The following is a 15295-nucleotide window of genomic DNA, read 5'->3' on the forward strand; positions in this document are numbered from 1 at the left end:
CTCCCTTCATTCTTCGTGAATTAAAGTAGAAACTTTATCATCTCATTTAATAAAAAACAATTTATAGCTCAATCACAAAATAATTTCTTAACATTTAATAACAATCTACAAACCATCTACTAACGTCCAAGTAATCGTTCCAGTGTAAGAAGACTGGCTTTTCAAATTAGAAGGTTCTACTTTTAGTTTAAATCCTTTTTGCGATTCATATTGTAATTTAAAAGCTCCTTGATGAAGTGTGTCATTCGTATAAATAACATGATCATTTCCAAATGTTAATTTAGCATTACCAAAAAATAACGAAGATGGTAATGCTTTACTATCAGCATCCGTTAGCGGTGAAACATTTGCAACAAGTTCCCAATTTTGTTTATTCACGTATTCATCCACCCCTTCAATTATTTGCTTGTTATTTGTGGTTAATGTCATTTCTTTTGATTGAATAGGGTTGCTGCCAAAGTCGAGGTTCGGTACTGAAGATAAAGCAAGCGTCGGTTTTTTCACTTCAAATGATTGTTGAGTGGTTGTTATATCTGGTAACGCATATTTTCGATTGGCATCACTTGTCCCTTTCAATGTTCCTGTATAATCAAATGTTCCTACTTTATTAAAAGTTACCGGAATTGACATTGTTAAGCGATCGTTTGGGCGCAGCACTGTTGATGTAAGTTTCGAATTATCTACTTGTTCGCCATTTATATTTACCTGAGTTTTTGAAGAATCAATTGTCCAGGTATCTGGAATATCAGGTGTAAATTGCGATGGATAAAATGCAGTCGTTCCAGTATTTTCAATGGTATACACCAAGACACCTGAGTCTTCCCATAGAAGCTGCGTAACTTCTTTGTCAGCTTTGGTTATTGCGGCAGTCGTTGTGAAAGTAGGTAATGAAGGTACTTTTTGAGAAGTTTCCGCTTCTTTTCCACTCAAATATGCCTTCGCTTTAATCGTCTTTCCTGGTGTTAAACTTTTTGATAAAGTATACGTATATTGACCTTTTTCATCTGCTTGGACGTGATATTTTTGTGTACTTGTTTCATTTGGTGAAGCCAGTGTCGGCTCAGGTAAGTTTTCTCCTTCAAAAACAATCATTGCATGTGGATTTGTTGTTCCTTGAAGGACTTTGCTTGTAGGATCATTCGGATTGCCTTGAAGTTCATCCAATTGAATTGTCACATCTGGAATGTAACTAAAGCGAACACGTTGAAAATTCTGTGTACGATAGTTTGTGATTAAATCTTGACTAACTGCTTGCGACAAGCTAGAGGCTGTCACTGATGATTGCACATTTCCAGCTGTATAGGGAACTCTCATATCAAATACTGGATTCCATATTTTATCTGGAACATCTGTACTATTTCCTTTATTCCACGCTTCGACTTTTTGAATAGAAGAAGTAAAAACACCTGGATTCATTGAAATTAATGTCATCGCGCCTGTCGTATTTTGTGTATTTAAGTCAACTAATTTAGCGTTATTAAAACCAAATGTACCATTCCCTGCAACATACACAACAGCGATCTTGTCAGAATCTCCTGATAAATTTACAGTAAAGGTTCCACGTTCATCGATTTTAAACGTGCTATATGCTTGAGCCCCAATCACACTATTGTAATAAGTTGCCCATAAGCCTGTCCTACGTGCAGTTCCATCAATTGAAAAGATAGCGTCTGAAGAAACCGTAAATGTTGTATTTGAAGCCAGTTGTACGATACTTCGGTCGGAACTTCGATTTTTATCATTCACATGAATCGCCAATTTAGTTCCATTTGTTACATTCACCTTACTGCCTGCATTTGTAACATACAATGCTGTTTGGTTTCCAAATTCACGCGTATTAATAGTAATTTCAGCATTTTCTCCTGTCTCTAAAGATCCCTGTAAATAAACTGTATATAGACCACTTTCTCCACCTGTTCCATTAGAAGTAACTGATAATTTCGCATGGTTACCAACTTTTAACATCCCACCATAATACAGTTGAAGTACTCCAGCATTTTGCGTGGTCCCTTCATAATCAGCATTATCTAGTAGCGTCATGTTACTCGCTTCAATATTCACTTGATTGACTTGAGTATTATAAGTTTTATTAGAAAATGGCGAAACATATTGATTGACGGATGCATTGCGAATTTTCCCTGAAAAAACGATATTATACGTTGGTGAGCATGTTAGCTGAGCTCCTTCATAGGTGATATTTTCATAAGTAAGTGTCCCTTCACCATAAGCAGCACCACCGCTTTGCTTTGTAGGACCGCCATATCGAAATGGTCCCCAATAATTTTGCCCATAAATGGTCATATTTTTTAAGACAATATTAATAGTTGTTCCAGATGGAATCGCTTGTAAATTTTGAAAACTTGTTCCTCGAAAATCAATAGTATGTCCATTGCCATCGATCGTAAGATTTTTTAAAGCAATCGAAACATTAATTTCTTGTGCCCCTTGGACATCATTTTCTGTATTTAAAATATCAGCAGTAACGGAAACATTTGTCACTGTAGGGTCTAGTACTGCAGCTTTAAATTCGGTCCAATTTTTTACTGATTGGCTAGCCACGCTTCGTGCTTTCCTTGTTTTAGGCAATGTTTCTGTTTCAGAAGAGATTGTTTCTGATTGAGTGGTTTCTACAGGTTCCTCTTCACTAGAAATCTCAGTTTCTACATTCGATTCATTCGTTTCTACTACAGTCTCTTCCGTTATTTCAGCGCTATCTTCACTTGTACTTGTTTCTGTTTGAGAAGATACTTCAGTAGATTCATCTGTCGTCATGTCTGTCGTTTCTACAGCAGATGCAATTTCTTCTGTGCTTTGAATGGTCGAATCAAGAGTTTCTTCGCTAGTATCTGCATATGTCGAAATAATTCCTGGATAACTTAATAAAAGTAATAGCACAAACGCTCGTTTTTTCATCTCTTCTCATTCCTTTTCATTCAATCATTTAATTTCATCTATCCTTCATTTTACTGAAATTTTTCTGAACGAATTTATATCTTTTTTTCACTTTTTGATAATTAAAATAAAAACAATTCAAAAAAACGAAAAGAAAGCTTATAACAGCAATAAAAATAACAAATTATCTAATGACTATTGAATAATCCGTATATTGACGAAAAAAATTTTTCTCGTTATCTTTACAACAAGAGGCCTCACTCACTTAGCTAGCGAAAGGAGGAAATGAGTGAAAAAAATACTAGTATTCTTTATTTTATGTTTTCTTTTCGGTCAGGCGTTACCTGTATTTAGCGAAGAAGCACAAATGGATTATCGCATTACTGCTAATTTACCTGATAACCAGCGAACAAAAGATAACACTTATTTTGATTTACAAATAACACCAGGAAAGAAGCAAACGATAGCGATCGAAATCGAAAATACCAGCAATCAAACGAAGAAAATAGTCGTTGAGGCAAATGATGCCACAACTAGTGATGGCATCACGATTGCTTATAGCCGCACAGAAAATGAATTAATAGCAAATCCGAAATTTTCACAAATCATCACCAAAGAGCAACAACAACGCACAATTGAACTAGCACCTAATGAAAAAAAAAATGTCACTTTCGACTTGACTTATCCTAAAGAAAAATTTGCTGGCTATATTTTAGGAGGAATTCATGTCTATGAACAAATTGAAAATCAGCAACAAGAAAAGCAAACAATTAATTTTTACAATCATTTCGCTTACTCGATAGCAGTGAAATTGCAAACATCGGATGAAAAACTCACTCCAGAATTAACACTTGGAAAAATTAAGCTCGATACAGAAAACAATCACCCCATTGTTAAAGCTGAACTTAGCAACCCAATTGCAACTATGATTGACAATTTAGCGATTGACGCCACCATTTCAAAAGATGGTAAAACAATTGAAACGTATCAATCAAAGTATGGAAAAGTTGCACCTAATTCGATGTTTCATCTCATTATTCCTTTATCAAAAGGAACATTAGCGCCCGGAACCTACCATTTTTCAGGAAAAGCTAAAGCTGGCGATTATCATTGGGAATGGGAGCAGGATTTTGAAGTAGCCGGGAAAGACTATCAGTTAGTTGAAAAAGAGAATGTTGCACCAAAGAAAACACCAATCTATTGGTTGATCTTTGCAGCAATTGTCGTATTTGTTCTATTACTTTTACTAATTATCATTTATATCAGAAGAAAAAAGGAGAAACAAAACAATGAAAAATAAATTACTTTTAACAGGTACTCTATTGAGTATTGCATTATTAACTGCAGCACCACAATTTGTTAAAGCAGAAACCTCTGCTGCGACAGTAAGTTTTACTGGTGATGATAGTACACCCACAAAACCAATCGATCCAACTAATCCAGACAATCCGACCCCAACTGATCCAACTGATCCAGGTGATCCAGATAATCCTGGTACTGGTTCTGCTGGCCCATTAAGTTTAGATTATGTATCAAATTTTGATTTTGGTAGCAATAAAATCTCTAGTACGACTCAAACTTATACTGCAAAAGCTGAACAACCACGTATTCAAGTAACTGATAAACGCGGAACCGGTGCTGGTTGGGAAGTGCAAGCAACCATTTCAACTATTAAAACAAGCGATGAAGATGTATTAGCTGGTGCAAACTTAAAACTAGCAAATAAATCAGTCGTAACGAATAGTCAAAATACTAGTACAGCTCCTGTTGCAACAGATATTACTTTAAGTAGTTCACCAAAAACAGTTTTTAAGGCAGATAAAGATGCTGGTTTAGGAACATGGTTAGATAATTTTGATAAAAGTGCATCAGTCTTAACCGTTTACGGAGGAACTGCGAAAGCAAAAACATACAATGCCACTATTACCTGGACGCTAACTTCTGGTCCAACAGCTACAGAATAAGCAAAAGCTCGGCTCTCTTTTTAAGAAAGTCGAGCTTTTTTATAAAAAAAGAAGCCTCTAAAAAGCTTCTTAATACGCAATATAATTCCAACATTTTTCTTGGAAAGATTTTCCATTGTTTGTTTCTAAGATACTTAAACTAGTGTTATCCAATAGACCATCTTCTCGAACTTGCGCAATTGTTTTGCCTTTTAACGTTTGCAACAGTGTTGTCAATGTTACGCCATGACTAACAATTAAATAATTCGCATCCGTCGTATAATCTAATTGTTGAATAAAAGAAGTTCCTCGTTGAATTAAGCTGGGATAAGATTCTCCTTGAAATTCACTCGGATCATATTGCTCTGGATGGTGGCGTAAATTACGTAGCTGAGGATGTCCTTCTTTTGAATCAATGGATACGCCGTCCCAATATCCAAAATTAATTTCTTTTAATTTTTCCTCCTCAATTAAACGATTCACTGAAAATTGATTTTCTTTTAAAATATATTGTGCAGTTTCTATCGCACGTTTTTGCGGACTAACATACGTCTTCTCAAAATGAACCTCTTGCAAAAATCGTCCTAGCTCACTCGCCTGTTGCTGTCCTTCTGGTAATAACCCATGATTTGAGTAACTGCCATTAAACGCATGTAACGCGTTATTTGCAGTTAAACCATGGCGTACAAAATATAGTTTCGTCATGTCTACCTCCTAGCAATCATTATAAGACAAAAATAAAAAAAAGAGCAACCTACAAAACCTTAACGAAGCCTTTTGTAGATAACTCCTATTCATTATTAGTTAAACCAGCCTTCAAAGAATGATTTAATCGTTGACCAAATATTCGCAAAGAAGCCTTTTGTTTCTTCACTATTTAATTTTTCTGCCGCATTATTGATAAAGTCTTTCCCGTTTGTCATTAAATCGTCTTTTAAAGTCGTCAATTGTTCCGTAATTTGTTCGTTGTTAATAACCGGCGCTTGCGAGAAGTTATACATTGTGTTAGATAGTGAAGTCACTTGCTCAGAAGATAATACATCCCCTAAACCTTGAATATTTAACTGCTCAATAACGATTTGTTGGACTTTTTCTCGCCCCTGCTCTTCATTCATTTTTGCTAATTCATCTTTAATTTTTTGCAATTCTAATTTGATTTCGGCTAAAGCAACTGCCAAATTATCATCTGAAAAATCAGCATTTTCTTCGTTTTCCTTAGTAATTTCAGAAACAACTGCACTTTCTTCTTGCGCAACTTCTCGATTTTGTGCGCGTTCTTGTGCTTCTTGTTCATCTGCCGCAGGATCTACTTCATCATAAATTTTATAAATCCCAGCTAAGGCACCACTACCATCCATCACACGAACTGACGCAATTCGAATATCTGCATCATATACACCACTTGTAATTGCTGCATTTCGATAGTTTGCTTCTGTCCGAGAAGTAATATTTTCAGGGGTTTCAATCGTAACATTTACACCTGAACCATCTTTCGTACGTACCATGTAAGCACTCGAATACGCTTTTGAATCAGACGTAAATGAATCAATATCTGTTACATAGTTGACTAAGTCATCGCCATTAACGACAAATGTATTATACGCTTCGTTTTCTTTTACGTTGAGTTTTTCAAGCGTTTGCGTTTTTTCTTGCTCAGTTAAGCCATTACCCAACGCCACACTTGGAACATCCCAACCTTCATCTTTAACCTTTTGTGTTTGTTCAGTGGTATCAGCCAAGACACCTACACTCGTTGCCATTAATCCTACTTGTAAAACTGTGGTACATAAAACTGTATTTGTAATGATTTTTTTGAGTTTCATTAAGTTATTCTCCTTTAAAAATAAATCTACTTGCTAAATATTGTAGCGATAAAATGAGCGTAATTCAAAAACAACTGGACGTTTTCTACAAAACTTAACAAAAAATTGATGAACTTTAAATAAACATTAGTAAATTGGATGGGTTAAAAACTAGCCAATTGGTTGTTTTCTTTTTTTGTGCTAACTTTTATAATAAGCAAAAGGATGTGAGGAAATGACAAAAATAACCCTAACAATCGGTGGTTCTGATACATGGGGCGGCGGTGGGATTCAAACTGATTTAAAAACCTTTGAAAATTTACAAACATTTGGACTTTCCGTTCTGACTTGTATTGCAGTAGCAGAAAATGACGACTTTGTCATTCGACCACTTCCTGCTTCGCTTATTCACGAACAGTTACAAACCATCGAACAATCGTTTCAATTGGATGGCGTAAAGATTGGTTTATTAGCTAGTATTGAAATTGTTGACTTAGTCATTGACTTTTGCCAAAGAAATCGAGGTCAATTTCCAATTATTTTAGACCCCGTCTTAGCCTTTAAGGAAACCGAGCAACAATTACAACAAGACTATCTCCAAAAAATTCGAGAACTCGCTCAATTGGTAGATTTAATCACCCCCAATTTAAAAGAAATGCAACGATTAGTAGCGAGCGCTGACATCGTTTCACTCGCAGATATGGAAACAACTAGTCAGCAATTATCCGAACAGACGAAAACAGCCGTTGTATTAAAAGGTGGTCCACACATTTTAACCGATAGTGCCATTGATTATTATACGGATGGAATCAATCCTCACTACTTTAAAGGCCCTATTTCTTATCAATCAACAATTCATGGTGCAGGTTGTTGTTTTTCAGCCGCTATTTGTGCACACCTCGCTCAAGGCACTCCGTTGATTGAAAGCATTGAAAAAAGCAAACGATTTGTCTACGAAGCGATTGAAAATGGGCTTCCCATTCACGATGCCGGCAATGTTTGGCACGGAAAAATTGAAAGGAGTTTAACTTAATGAATTTACAAAAAAATCTCGTACAACTTGCAATGATTACGGCTTTGACCGTCGCATTATCTTTACTTTTTATCTTCCCCGTTCCTGCAACAAATGGGTTTGTTACCTTATGTGAAGTTGGCATCTACACTGCGGCCTTTCTGTTTGGTCCCCTCGGTGGTTTTTGGGTAGGTGCACTCAGTGGTGGAATGATTGATTTATTATCTGGTTACCCCCAATGGATTATTTTTTCAGTTCTGATTCACGGGATTCAAGGTGGCATTGCTGGATACTTTTTTCAAAAACCTTGGAAATACAAAAATATCACTGGCTTAGTCCTTGCAAGTCTCTTTATGGTTATCGGTTATGCTCTAGCAACAGCTCTACTTTACACTTGGCCTGCAGGTTTAGCATCAATTATTGGCAATATCGTTCAAAATATTTTTGGTGGTGGACTTACTTTAATGCTGATTGCAGCGTTGCGAAAAATTAATTTCCCCTTAATGAAAGAAGGCCCTAAATAATGGAAAAAGAAACCTTAGTTCGAGATTTAACTCAACTCACAGAAGAAGTATTGGCGCAAGCAGATTTAAAAGCCGGTGACATTTTTGTTTTAGGTTGTAGCACAAGTGAAATTACTGGTGGGGTGATTGGTAAAAACCCTAGTAAAGAAGTTGGCGAATGGATTATTTCAACATTAAAACAAATTTTAGATCCAAAAAGCATTTATTTAGCTGTTCAAGGTTGTGAGCATTTAAATCGTGCCTTGGTTGTTGAACGTACACTTGCTGAAAAAAAAGAATTAGAAATCGTGGCAGTCTTGCCAAGTCTTCATGCTGGCGGTGCTTGTTCAGTGGCTGCTTTTAAATTTTTCGATGCGCCTGTAGAAGTGGAATCAATTGTTGCTCAAGCAGGTATTGATATTGGCGATACCTCGATTGGAATGCACATTAAACATGTCCAAGTTCCAGTTAGACCAACAAAAAAAGAATTAGGCGCTGCTCATGTGACCGCTCTACGTTCTCGACCAAAATATATTGGTGGACCGAGAGCAAGTTATTCAGAATAAAAAAAGAGGTTAGAATTTTTCTAGCCTCTTTTTTAACGAACGAAAGTAATCGTTTTCTTTGTTGATATAAATGGTTTTCCTGTATAATTTTTTCAAAATTTGATTGCTTTGTAACGTGCTATCCCGTATTCTATAATAAAAGGTATGAATTAAATTTAATGGGGTGGAAAAATGAAAAGGCTTGCTATTTTAACAAGTGGTGGCGATGCACCAGGAATGAACGCAACCATTCGAGCAATTTTAAACAAATCAGCACATCACGATATTGAAATTGTTGGTGTGAATTATGGATTTTTAGGTTTGGTATGCAAAAATTTTACATCTTTAGATTCTGAAAGAGTGAATTCATCCATTGCAATGGGCGGAACACTTCTTTATTCGTCACGTTATCCTGAATTTGCTGATGAAGAAGTCCAATTAAAAGCAATTGAAAACTTAAAAGAAGCACAAATAGATGGCTTAATTGTGATTGGTGGTTGCGGTTCTCAGAATGGTGCTCTTGCACTTGCTAATTTAGGATTTCCAACGATTGGGATTCCTGCCACAATCGCTAATGATATTCCCGGAACAGAATTTACAATTGGATTTGATACAGCTGTCAATACCGTTGTCAGCGCCTTAGACAAAATTCGTGACACAGCGAATTCACATGTCCGTACCTTTGTTATTGAAGTGAAAGGCTTACGCTCCGGCGACTTGGCGTTATGGTCAGGAGTTGCTGGTGGAGCAGAATCAATTCTCATTCCTGAACAAACACTTGATATTGCTCATGTCGCAAATAAAATCAAGCAAAGTGTTGAACGTAAAAAGAAACACTGCTTAATTGTTTTAGCAGAAGGTGTGATGTCTGCATCTGAATTAACAGCGAAATTAAAAGACGAAGGTGTCTTGCATATTCGTGAAGTTGAACTGGGTCATGTTCCTCGCGGTGGTTCACCTTCTACTTACGATCGTGTGTTAGCAAGTAAAGCTGGTGCGAATGCCGTTAATTTATTCTTAGAAGAACAATTCGGTACTTGCCTATGTATTCAACATAACAAATTAATCCCTATTTCCTTAAAAGATGCGCTAGATATCGAGAAAAATTTCATTGATTTATCCTTGTCCCCACTTAATGCATCCATCTCATATTAAATAATGAAAACCGTAGAAAAGCAGATTCTACGGTTTTTTTTCAATCAGAAATCGTGACGCTCCTTTCCTTTTTTGTTACAGTAGAAGAAAGGAGGAGAAATTTATGTCAACATTTCATGCCAAACATCAGCTTGACCAAACAATGGACACTGATATTAAACGCATCCAACTGATTGGGATTTTTTCGGAATCCGTCTTATTAATAATAGGCGTGGTCTTATTCTTTTTAGACTATCAACTTTTCGCCTTGCTCCTTGCTATTATGGCATTGGGGGGATTGGTCGTTTTTTTGAAAATCATTCCTGATAGCATGCGTAAAAAAGTTGAAACATTGCAATCAATTCAACCCTTTATTGAACTGGATCATCAGAAAATTCGACACGGTGAAATCATCATTCCTTGGGAGCAAGTCTCAGCGATTTTACGTGCAGCACCAGAACATGTGCCAAATGAACATTCACCTATTCAATCAAGTGATACCGTTTATCTCCTAATTACACAAGAATTAACGCCAGATGTACTTGCCTATTCATCCTTTGTGCAAAGCTACGGTGGACATCCTTATTTAACTCTGCGGTTATCATATTTTGAAAAACCAGAAGTCTTTACCAAAGAATTAGAACAAATCATTCAAGAAAAAAATATTTCTTTCCTAGAAACAAAAAATGTTCCAACAGCAGAAAAATTCTTTCAAGAAACCTATAAAAGAGGCTAGATCATTGATCTAACCTCTTTTTACTTACCAAATACCTAAAACTTTTTGCATGCACAAGCTTATTTTTAGTTACAGAAACATTCCGCCAGAGGCTTCAATTCTTTGACCAGTGATCCATCCAGTTTCATCCGTACACATGGCTGCTACAACACCACCAATATCATTTGGTTCCCCAATTCTTCCTAATGCCATCTGTGTTCCAATTTTTTCTTTGATTTCAATAGCATCGAATGAACCATGATGAAAGTCTGTATCAATTATTCCAGGAGCTACTGTGTTAACACGAATACCTTTTGGACCAAGTTCTTTCGCCATGTACCGAGTCATAACTTCAACCGCCCCTTTCATTGATGCATAGGCTATCCATCCTTCTGTTGTGAAACGTGCCAGACCAGAAGAAAAATTAATAATTCTTCCGTTATCAGCAATATAAGGTAAAATTTTTTGCGTGAAAAAGAAGACTCCTTTGAAATGTACATTCATCATACTGTCAAACTGTTCCTCTGTAACCTCGACAAAGGATGTACGATAAGCAAATCCTGCATTATTAATTAGAAAATCAAATGAGTTGCGTTTCCATTTTTTCTCTAATGTATCCGCAAGTATAGAAATAAATTTCTCATGTGCTGATACTTTGCTTACGTCTAATTGTAATGCAATAGCATCACCACCTTTCTTTTCTATTTCTTGTACAACTTCCTCTGCTTTTTCTCTTTGATTATTATAGGTAATAATTACAGCTATACCTTTTTGAGATAATTCAAGTGCAGAGCTTCTCCCAAGACCTCGACTCCCACCTGTCACCAGAGCAATTCTATTCTTCATCCTAACCACACCTATTCTTTCGTTTATTGAGTTTCGACTACTTAAAGTCTATAATGATGTTATCACTTAGAGTTATATCTAAGTCAAACTATTTATTAGTTTTATATGCCAAATTTTAAGGAGGCTTTTGATGTATTCCATTAATGAAGTAGCAGACATCTGTAACCTATCACCACATACAATTAGATATTACGATAAGGAAGGACTTTTACCGTTTATTTCAAGGAGTAAAAATGGAAATAGGCAATTTTCTGAAACAAGTCTCGATCTTGTCAAATTAATCTGTTGCTTGAAAAACACAGGTATGCCTATCAAGGAAATCAAGCAGTATATTGACTTATGTATGCAAGGTCCTGAAACCTCAAAACAGCGAAAAAAAATTATGAAAGTTCATCGTCAGAATACTTTAAAGCAGTTAGATGATCTTAAAAAAAATCTTAACATCATAGACTTGAAAATTGCGTTTTACAATACCGAAGAAGGTGAGAAGGCTTTTATTGCAACGCCAAAATAATGAAATTCTGTAGTTCTACTTAGAGTATACTCTAAGTACTATTAATGTAAACAAACTACTTTCTCCTACATAAATAGAAAAGTAGTTTGTTTTTTTATTACAATTCAAATTAAAACAGTAAAAAGATTGTCAACAGAGTCATAAACTGACCTTATCAACAATCTGCATTTTTTTAATATGATAATGAAGATCCACTTACTCTATAAGTCTACTTTTCATCGATTATTATATACAAATAAAATAGCTATAGATTATAGTAGATATGACCACACTTAAAATTAATTAAAGACATCTTCTCATCTTCAAAGTCACCTACCAGAATTGATGATTTGTTCAACAGACCTCTATATCTAATAATTTCACTCTGCTCTTTTTACTTACCAAATACCTAAAACTTTCTGCATGCACAAGCTTACGAACATAATACTCACCCAACAACAAAAACCTAAAATAATTGGTTTGCCACCTGATTTGACTAATTTCATCACGTTAGTATTTAAACCAATCGCTGACATGGCCATCGTTATGAAAAATTTTCCTAAGTTTGTTAAACTATCCACTATAGAAGCATTCAAATGGATAAAGGTACTAAAGATTGCGGCACACAAGAAATATAAAATAAACCAAGGAAAAGTTTCTCTTACTTTTACCGTTGTCGCATCACTTTTTTTGGAACGATAAATTGCTAATCCTAATGTAATAGGAATAATGGCTAAAGTACGCGTCAATTTCACAATCGTTGCATACTGCAATGCCATATCATTGCCATGATTATTCGCCCATGATTGTCCGGCTGCTACAACTGAAGAAGTATCATTAATGGCGGTTCCTGCCCACATACCAAATCCCGTATCGCTCAATCCTAGCAAGCGTCCCAAAGTTGGAAAAATTAAAGCAGCTATAATATTGAACAAAAATATCACCGAGATAGAGGTAGCAATATCTTCATCTTTTGCATCAATAACCGGTGCTGTTGCAGCAATTGCTGATCCGCCGCAAATCGACGAACCTACCCCTACTAACGTTGAAACATCTGCCGGAATATTTAATGTCTTACTCACAATATAAGAAATCACCAATGCTGTCGTAATAGTGGACAGAATAATCATTAAAGATTGACTTCCCACTTCGACAATTTGAAATAAATTCATTCCAAAGCCTAATAAAATAATGGCATATTGTAGTACTTTTTTTGAGGTGAAAGTGATTCCTGCACTAAATGACTTATTTCGTGGAAAAAGTGCCAACACCATTCCTAATAAAATCCCAAAGACAGGTCCGCCAATTAAAGGAAAACTTTTTCCTAAAAAAGTTGCTATTAATCCTATCACAAATGCTAATAGGATTCCCTGATAGTTCTTTTTAACAAATATCATGTTTTACTTCCTTTCGTTTTCTTTGAAATTATCCTATCACATTCTATTTATAACGAAAAATTATAAATTATTATATAATAATAACAAAAAATTATTGTAAGGAGTGAAAGCATGTTAGATTTTCGAATTGAAACTTTTTTAGTTGTTTGTAAACACCTGAATTTTACAAAAGCTGCAAAAGAATTATGTATTACACAACCTGCTGTTTCCCAACATATCAAATACTTGGAAATCAACTACCAAACCAAATTTTTTCATTACGAAGGTAAGAAGTTATTGCTAACAAATGAAGGCAAATTGTTTTTGGAGACTGTTTCAACAATGAAACACGATGAAGCTTTTTTAAGAGAAAAATTAACACAAGAAAAAACTGGACAATATCATCTGAAACTAGGAGCCACATTGACAATTGGCGAGTTCATTTTACCAAATAAACTTGGCAATTTTTTGATTCAGCATCCTGATATGCAAATCACAATGTTGGTAAATAATACCGAACAACTCCTCCATCAATTAGATGCAGGAGTGTTAGATTTTGTTTTGATTGAAGGCTATTTTCCTAAAAATGAATACAGCTTTGTCCCTTACGCTCGAGAAAATTTCGTCTGTGTCGCTGGTCAAAACTATTCATTTTCCAAACAGCCAGAAATTTTAGAAGATTTATTACAAGAACCTTTAATTATTCGTGAGACAGGTTCTGGTACACGAGACATTTTCGAAAAAAATTTAGAACGGCAAAACTTATTATTGAATGATTTTTCTAAGTTAATTGAAATTGGCAATATCGCTACCATCAAGAAGCTCGTTGCGCACAATCTTGGCGTTACCGCCTTATACGAAATCGCTGTGAAAGAAGAGCTCGCTAACGGAAGCTTAATAAAAATTCCAATTGCCGATTTACAACATTCTCATGATTTTTATTTTGTTTGGCGAAAAAACAGTGTCTTTTCAGATTTTTACAAAGATTTAGCAAGTTCTCTTTAAGCTTCTTCTGGATAATTTAGTTGCCATGCTTGACGAATACAATCAGTAACATGCAAGAGCTGTTGGGTAAAACTTGGAGGAACTTCATCAAAAGTTGTTTTTCCTTGTTTTAAACACGCAGCCAACTGTAAAAATTCGTATTCATAACCTATCATTTCTGGATGTTTGGTGATTGTCTGAATCTTTTCGTGTTGATGCGTGTAAATATCAATTTGATTGCATTCAGAAACATGGTCAATCGTCAAATAACCTTCACTTCCACTAATGAGGGCGCCGTTCATTGTTTGGGCTTGAATCGTCGCATGTAAGGTCGCAGTTGCTTGATTAGCAAAGGCAAAGCAAAGTGTATGTTGATAGTCAACTCCTGTAGCGCCTTGATTCCAAACGGTAGTCATCTCGGTAAACTCATGCCCAAAAATTTCAAACATCAAATTTAAGTTATATACACCAATATCTAATAACGCTCCTCCAGCTAAATTTTTATCAATAAGCCGATCATTGTTTAAACCATACCCACCAATATTTGCAATAACAGATTTAAATTCACCAATTAATTGTTGATCTTGAATGTCTTTTAACGATTGAAAAACTGGATTAAATCGTGTCCAAAAAGCTTCTCCTAAAAATAATTTCTTCTCTCTAGCGAAATCAAATAATTCCTGTGCGTCTTTTTCGTTAATCGTAAACGGTTTCTCACAAAGTACATGTTTGTCATGTATTAACGCAATTAAAACATGTTCTTTATGAGAACTATGCGGTGTTGCAACATAAATGACATCGATTTCTGATTGTTGACACAAGTCATCTAATGAATTTGTATAGAAAGGAAGGTTATACTTTTCTGCGAATTGCTCCGCTTTTTCTATCGTTCTTGAATAAACACCTCTAACATGGATCGTCTCTAACTTTGCTAATGCTGTCGTAACAATTGCTGCAATAGCACCTGTACCAATGATTCCAATATTCATTTTTCTTTCACTCCTACGAACAAAAATCCGCCTCTACGATAAAGTATAGGTGGACCTTTCA

The 15295-nt window shown here is 35.5% G+C and carries 15 protein-coding genes; 9 read left to right on the forward strand and 6 right to left on the reverse strand.

From position 1 onward, the window contains the following. Positions 1–105: 105 nt before the first annotated feature. The gene (locus AC4BC7_RS07730) at positions 106–2913 is read right to left on the reverse strand and encodes a pectate lyase-like adhesive domain-containing protein (protein ID WP_490504308.1); all 2808 of its coding nucleotides are present in this window, start codon (positions 2911–2913) and stop codon (positions 106–108) included. Between the two features lie 268 nt (positions 2914–3181). Here AC4BC7_RS07730 and AC4BC7_RS07735 point away from each other — a divergent pair, with 268 nt between their 5' ends. Both AC4BC7_RS07735 and AC4BC7_RS07740 read left to right on the forward strand, forming a co-directional pair. Further along, complete coding sequence (locus AC4BC7_RS07735) at positions 3182–4192, forward strand: WxL protein host-binding domain-containing protein (RefSeq protein ID WP_207941359.1); 1011 nt, start codon at positions 3182–3184, stop codon at positions 4190–4192. Then, positions 4182–4856 (forward strand): WxL domain-containing protein, encoded by a 675-nt coding sequence (locus tag AC4BC7_RS07740; protein ID WP_207941360.1) that lies wholly within the window; start codon positions 4182–4184, stop codon positions 4854–4856. Before AC4BC7_RS07735 ends, AC4BC7_RS07740 begins: the two co-directional genes overlap by 11 nt. Positions 4857–4925: 69 nt before the next feature. Here the strand turns inward: AC4BC7_RS07740 and AC4BC7_RS07745 are convergent, their stop codons facing one another. Next, the gene (locus AC4BC7_RS07745; RefSeq protein WP_207941361.1) at positions 4926–5540 is read right to left on the reverse strand and encodes a histidine phosphatase family protein; all 615 of its coding nucleotides are present in this window, start codon (positions 5538–5540) and stop codon (positions 4926–4928) included. A 95-nt stretch (positions 5541–5635) separates the two neighbouring features. Further along, positions 5636–6658, reverse strand: a complete 1023-nt coding sequence (locus AC4BC7_RS07750) for a DUF1002 domain-containing protein (RefSeq protein ID WP_207941362.1) — start codon at positions 6656–6658, stop codon at positions 5636–5638. A 214-nt stretch (positions 6659–6872) separates the two neighbouring features. Here AC4BC7_RS07750 and AC4BC7_RS07755 point away from each other — a divergent pair, with 214 nt between their 5' ends. From AC4BC7_RS07755 to AC4BC7_RS07775, 5 genes are all read left to right on the forward strand, one after another. Then, positions 6873–7670, forward strand: coding sequence for a hydroxymethylpyrimidine/phosphomethylpyrimidine kinase (locus tag AC4BC7_RS07755; protein ID WP_490504309.1), 798 nt, complete (start codon positions 6873–6875; stop codon positions 7668–7670). Beyond that, positions 7670–8173, forward strand: coding sequence for an ECF transporter S component (locus AC4BC7_RS07760; protein ID WP_207941365.1), 504 nt, complete (start codon positions 7670–7672; stop codon positions 8171–8173). Before AC4BC7_RS07755 ends, AC4BC7_RS07760 begins: the two co-directional genes overlap by 1 nt. After that, on the forward strand, positions 8173–8718 hold the full coding sequence (locus tag AC4BC7_RS07765) for a TIGR01440 family protein (RefSeq protein WP_490504311.1): 546 nt from the start codon (positions 8173–8175) through the stop codon (positions 8716–8718). The genes AC4BC7_RS07760 and AC4BC7_RS07765 overlap by 1 nt, the downstream gene beginning before the upstream one ends. 171 nt (positions 8719–8889) lie before the next feature. Beyond that, positions 8890–9852 (forward strand): ATP-dependent 6-phosphofructokinase, encoded by a 963-nt coding sequence (locus AC4BC7_RS07770; protein WP_490504312.1) that lies wholly within the window; start codon positions 8890–8892, stop codon positions 9850–9852. 103 nt (positions 9853–9955) lie between these two features. Beyond that, complete coding sequence (locus AC4BC7_RS07775) at positions 9956–10567, forward strand: hypothetical protein (RefSeq protein WP_490504313.1); 612 nt, start codon at positions 9956–9958, stop codon at positions 10565–10567. 69 nt (positions 10568–10636) lie between these two features. Here AC4BC7_RS07775 and AC4BC7_RS07780 read toward each other — a convergent pair whose 3' ends face one another. Continuing rightward, a complete protein-coding gene (locus AC4BC7_RS07780; protein WP_207941369.1) occupies positions 10637–11392 on the reverse strand; it encodes an SDR family NAD(P)-dependent oxidoreductase in 756 nt (251 codons plus the stop codon). Positions 11393–11522: 130 nt separating this feature from the next. Between AC4BC7_RS07780 and AC4BC7_RS07785 the strand changes: the two genes are divergently transcribed. Further along, positions 11523–11906, forward strand: coding sequence for a MerR family transcriptional regulator (locus AC4BC7_RS07785; protein WP_207941370.1), 384 nt, complete (start codon positions 11523–11525; stop codon positions 11904–11906). Between the two features lie 377 nt (positions 11907–12283). Here the strand turns inward: AC4BC7_RS07785 and AC4BC7_RS07790 are convergent, their stop codons facing one another. Continuing rightward, entirely contained in the window at positions 12284–13282 is a 999-nt protein-coding gene (locus tag AC4BC7_RS07790; RefSeq protein WP_207941372.1) for a YeiH family protein, read from the reverse strand. Between the two features lie 111 nt (positions 13283–13393). Between AC4BC7_RS07790 and AC4BC7_RS07795 the strand changes: the two genes are divergently transcribed. After that, positions 13394–14266, forward strand: coding sequence for a LysR substrate-binding domain-containing protein (locus AC4BC7_RS07795; protein ID WP_490504314.1), 873 nt, complete (start codon positions 13394–13396; stop codon positions 14264–14266). On the opposite strand, the gene AC4BC7_RS07800 is transcribed toward AC4BC7_RS07795, so the two are convergent. Next, positions 14263–15234: a Gfo/Idh/MocA family protein gene (locus AC4BC7_RS07800; RefSeq protein WP_490504315.1), complete on the reverse strand. Its 972-nt coding sequence runs from the start codon at positions 15232–15234 to the stop codon at positions 14263–14265. The genes AC4BC7_RS07795 and AC4BC7_RS07800 overlap by 4 nt on opposite strands. Between the last annotated feature and the right edge of the window lie 61 nt (positions 15235–15295).

The organism is Enterococcus sp. AMC1623, from assembly GCF_058216495.1.

Coding starts and splice junctions, on each gene's coding strand:
- AC4BC7_RS07730 (WP_490504308.1), bottom strand. CDS start 2,913: ATGAAAAAACGAGCGTTTGTGCTATTACTTTTATTAAGTTATCCAGGA.
- AC4BC7_RS07740 (WP_207941360.1), top strand. CDS start 4,182: ATGAAAAATAAATTACTTTTAACAGGTACTCTATTGAGTATTGCATTA.
- AC4BC7_RS07745 (WP_207941361.1), bottom strand. CDS start 5,540: ATGACGAAACTATATTTTGTACGCCATGGTTTAACTGCAAATAACGCG.
- AC4BC7_RS07750 (WP_207941362.1), bottom strand. CDS start 6,658: ATGAAACTCAAAAAAATCATTACAAATACAGTTTTATGTACCACAGTT.
- AC4BC7_RS07755 (WP_490504309.1), top strand. CDS start 6,873: ATGACAAAAATAACCCTAACAATCGGTGGTTCTGATACATGGGGCGGC.
- AC4BC7_RS07760 (WP_207941365.1), top strand. CDS start 7,670: ATGAATTTACAAAAAAATCTCGTACAACTTGCAATGATTACGGCTTTG.
- AC4BC7_RS07765 (WP_490504311.1), top strand. CDS start 8,173: ATGGAAAAAGAAACCTTAGTTCGAGATTTAACTCAACTCACAGAAGAA.
- AC4BC7_RS07770 (WP_490504312.1), top strand. CDS start 8,890: ATGAAAAGGCTTGCTATTTTAACAAGTGGTGGCGATGCACCAGGAATG.
- AC4BC7_RS07775 (WP_490504313.1), top strand. CDS start 9,956: ATGTCAACATTTCATGCCAAACATCAGCTTGACCAAACAATGGACACT.
- AC4BC7_RS07780 (WP_207941369.1), bottom strand. CDS start 11,392: ATGAAGAATAGAATTGCTCTGGTGACAGGTGGGAGTCGAGGTCTTGGG.
- AC4BC7_RS07785 (WP_207941370.1), top strand. CDS start 11,523: ATGTATTCCATTAATGAAGTAGCAGACATCTGTAACCTATCACCACAT.
- AC4BC7_RS07790 (WP_207941372.1), bottom strand. CDS start 13,282: ATGATATTTGTTAAAAAGAACTATCAGGGAATCCTATTAGCATTTGTG.
- AC4BC7_RS07795 (WP_490504314.1), top strand. CDS start 13,394: ATGTTAGATTTTCGAATTGAAACTTTTTTAGTTGTTTGTAAACACCTG.
- AC4BC7_RS07800 (WP_490504315.1), bottom strand. CDS start 15,234: ATGAATATTGGAATCATTGGTACAGGTGCTATTGCAGCAATTGTTACG.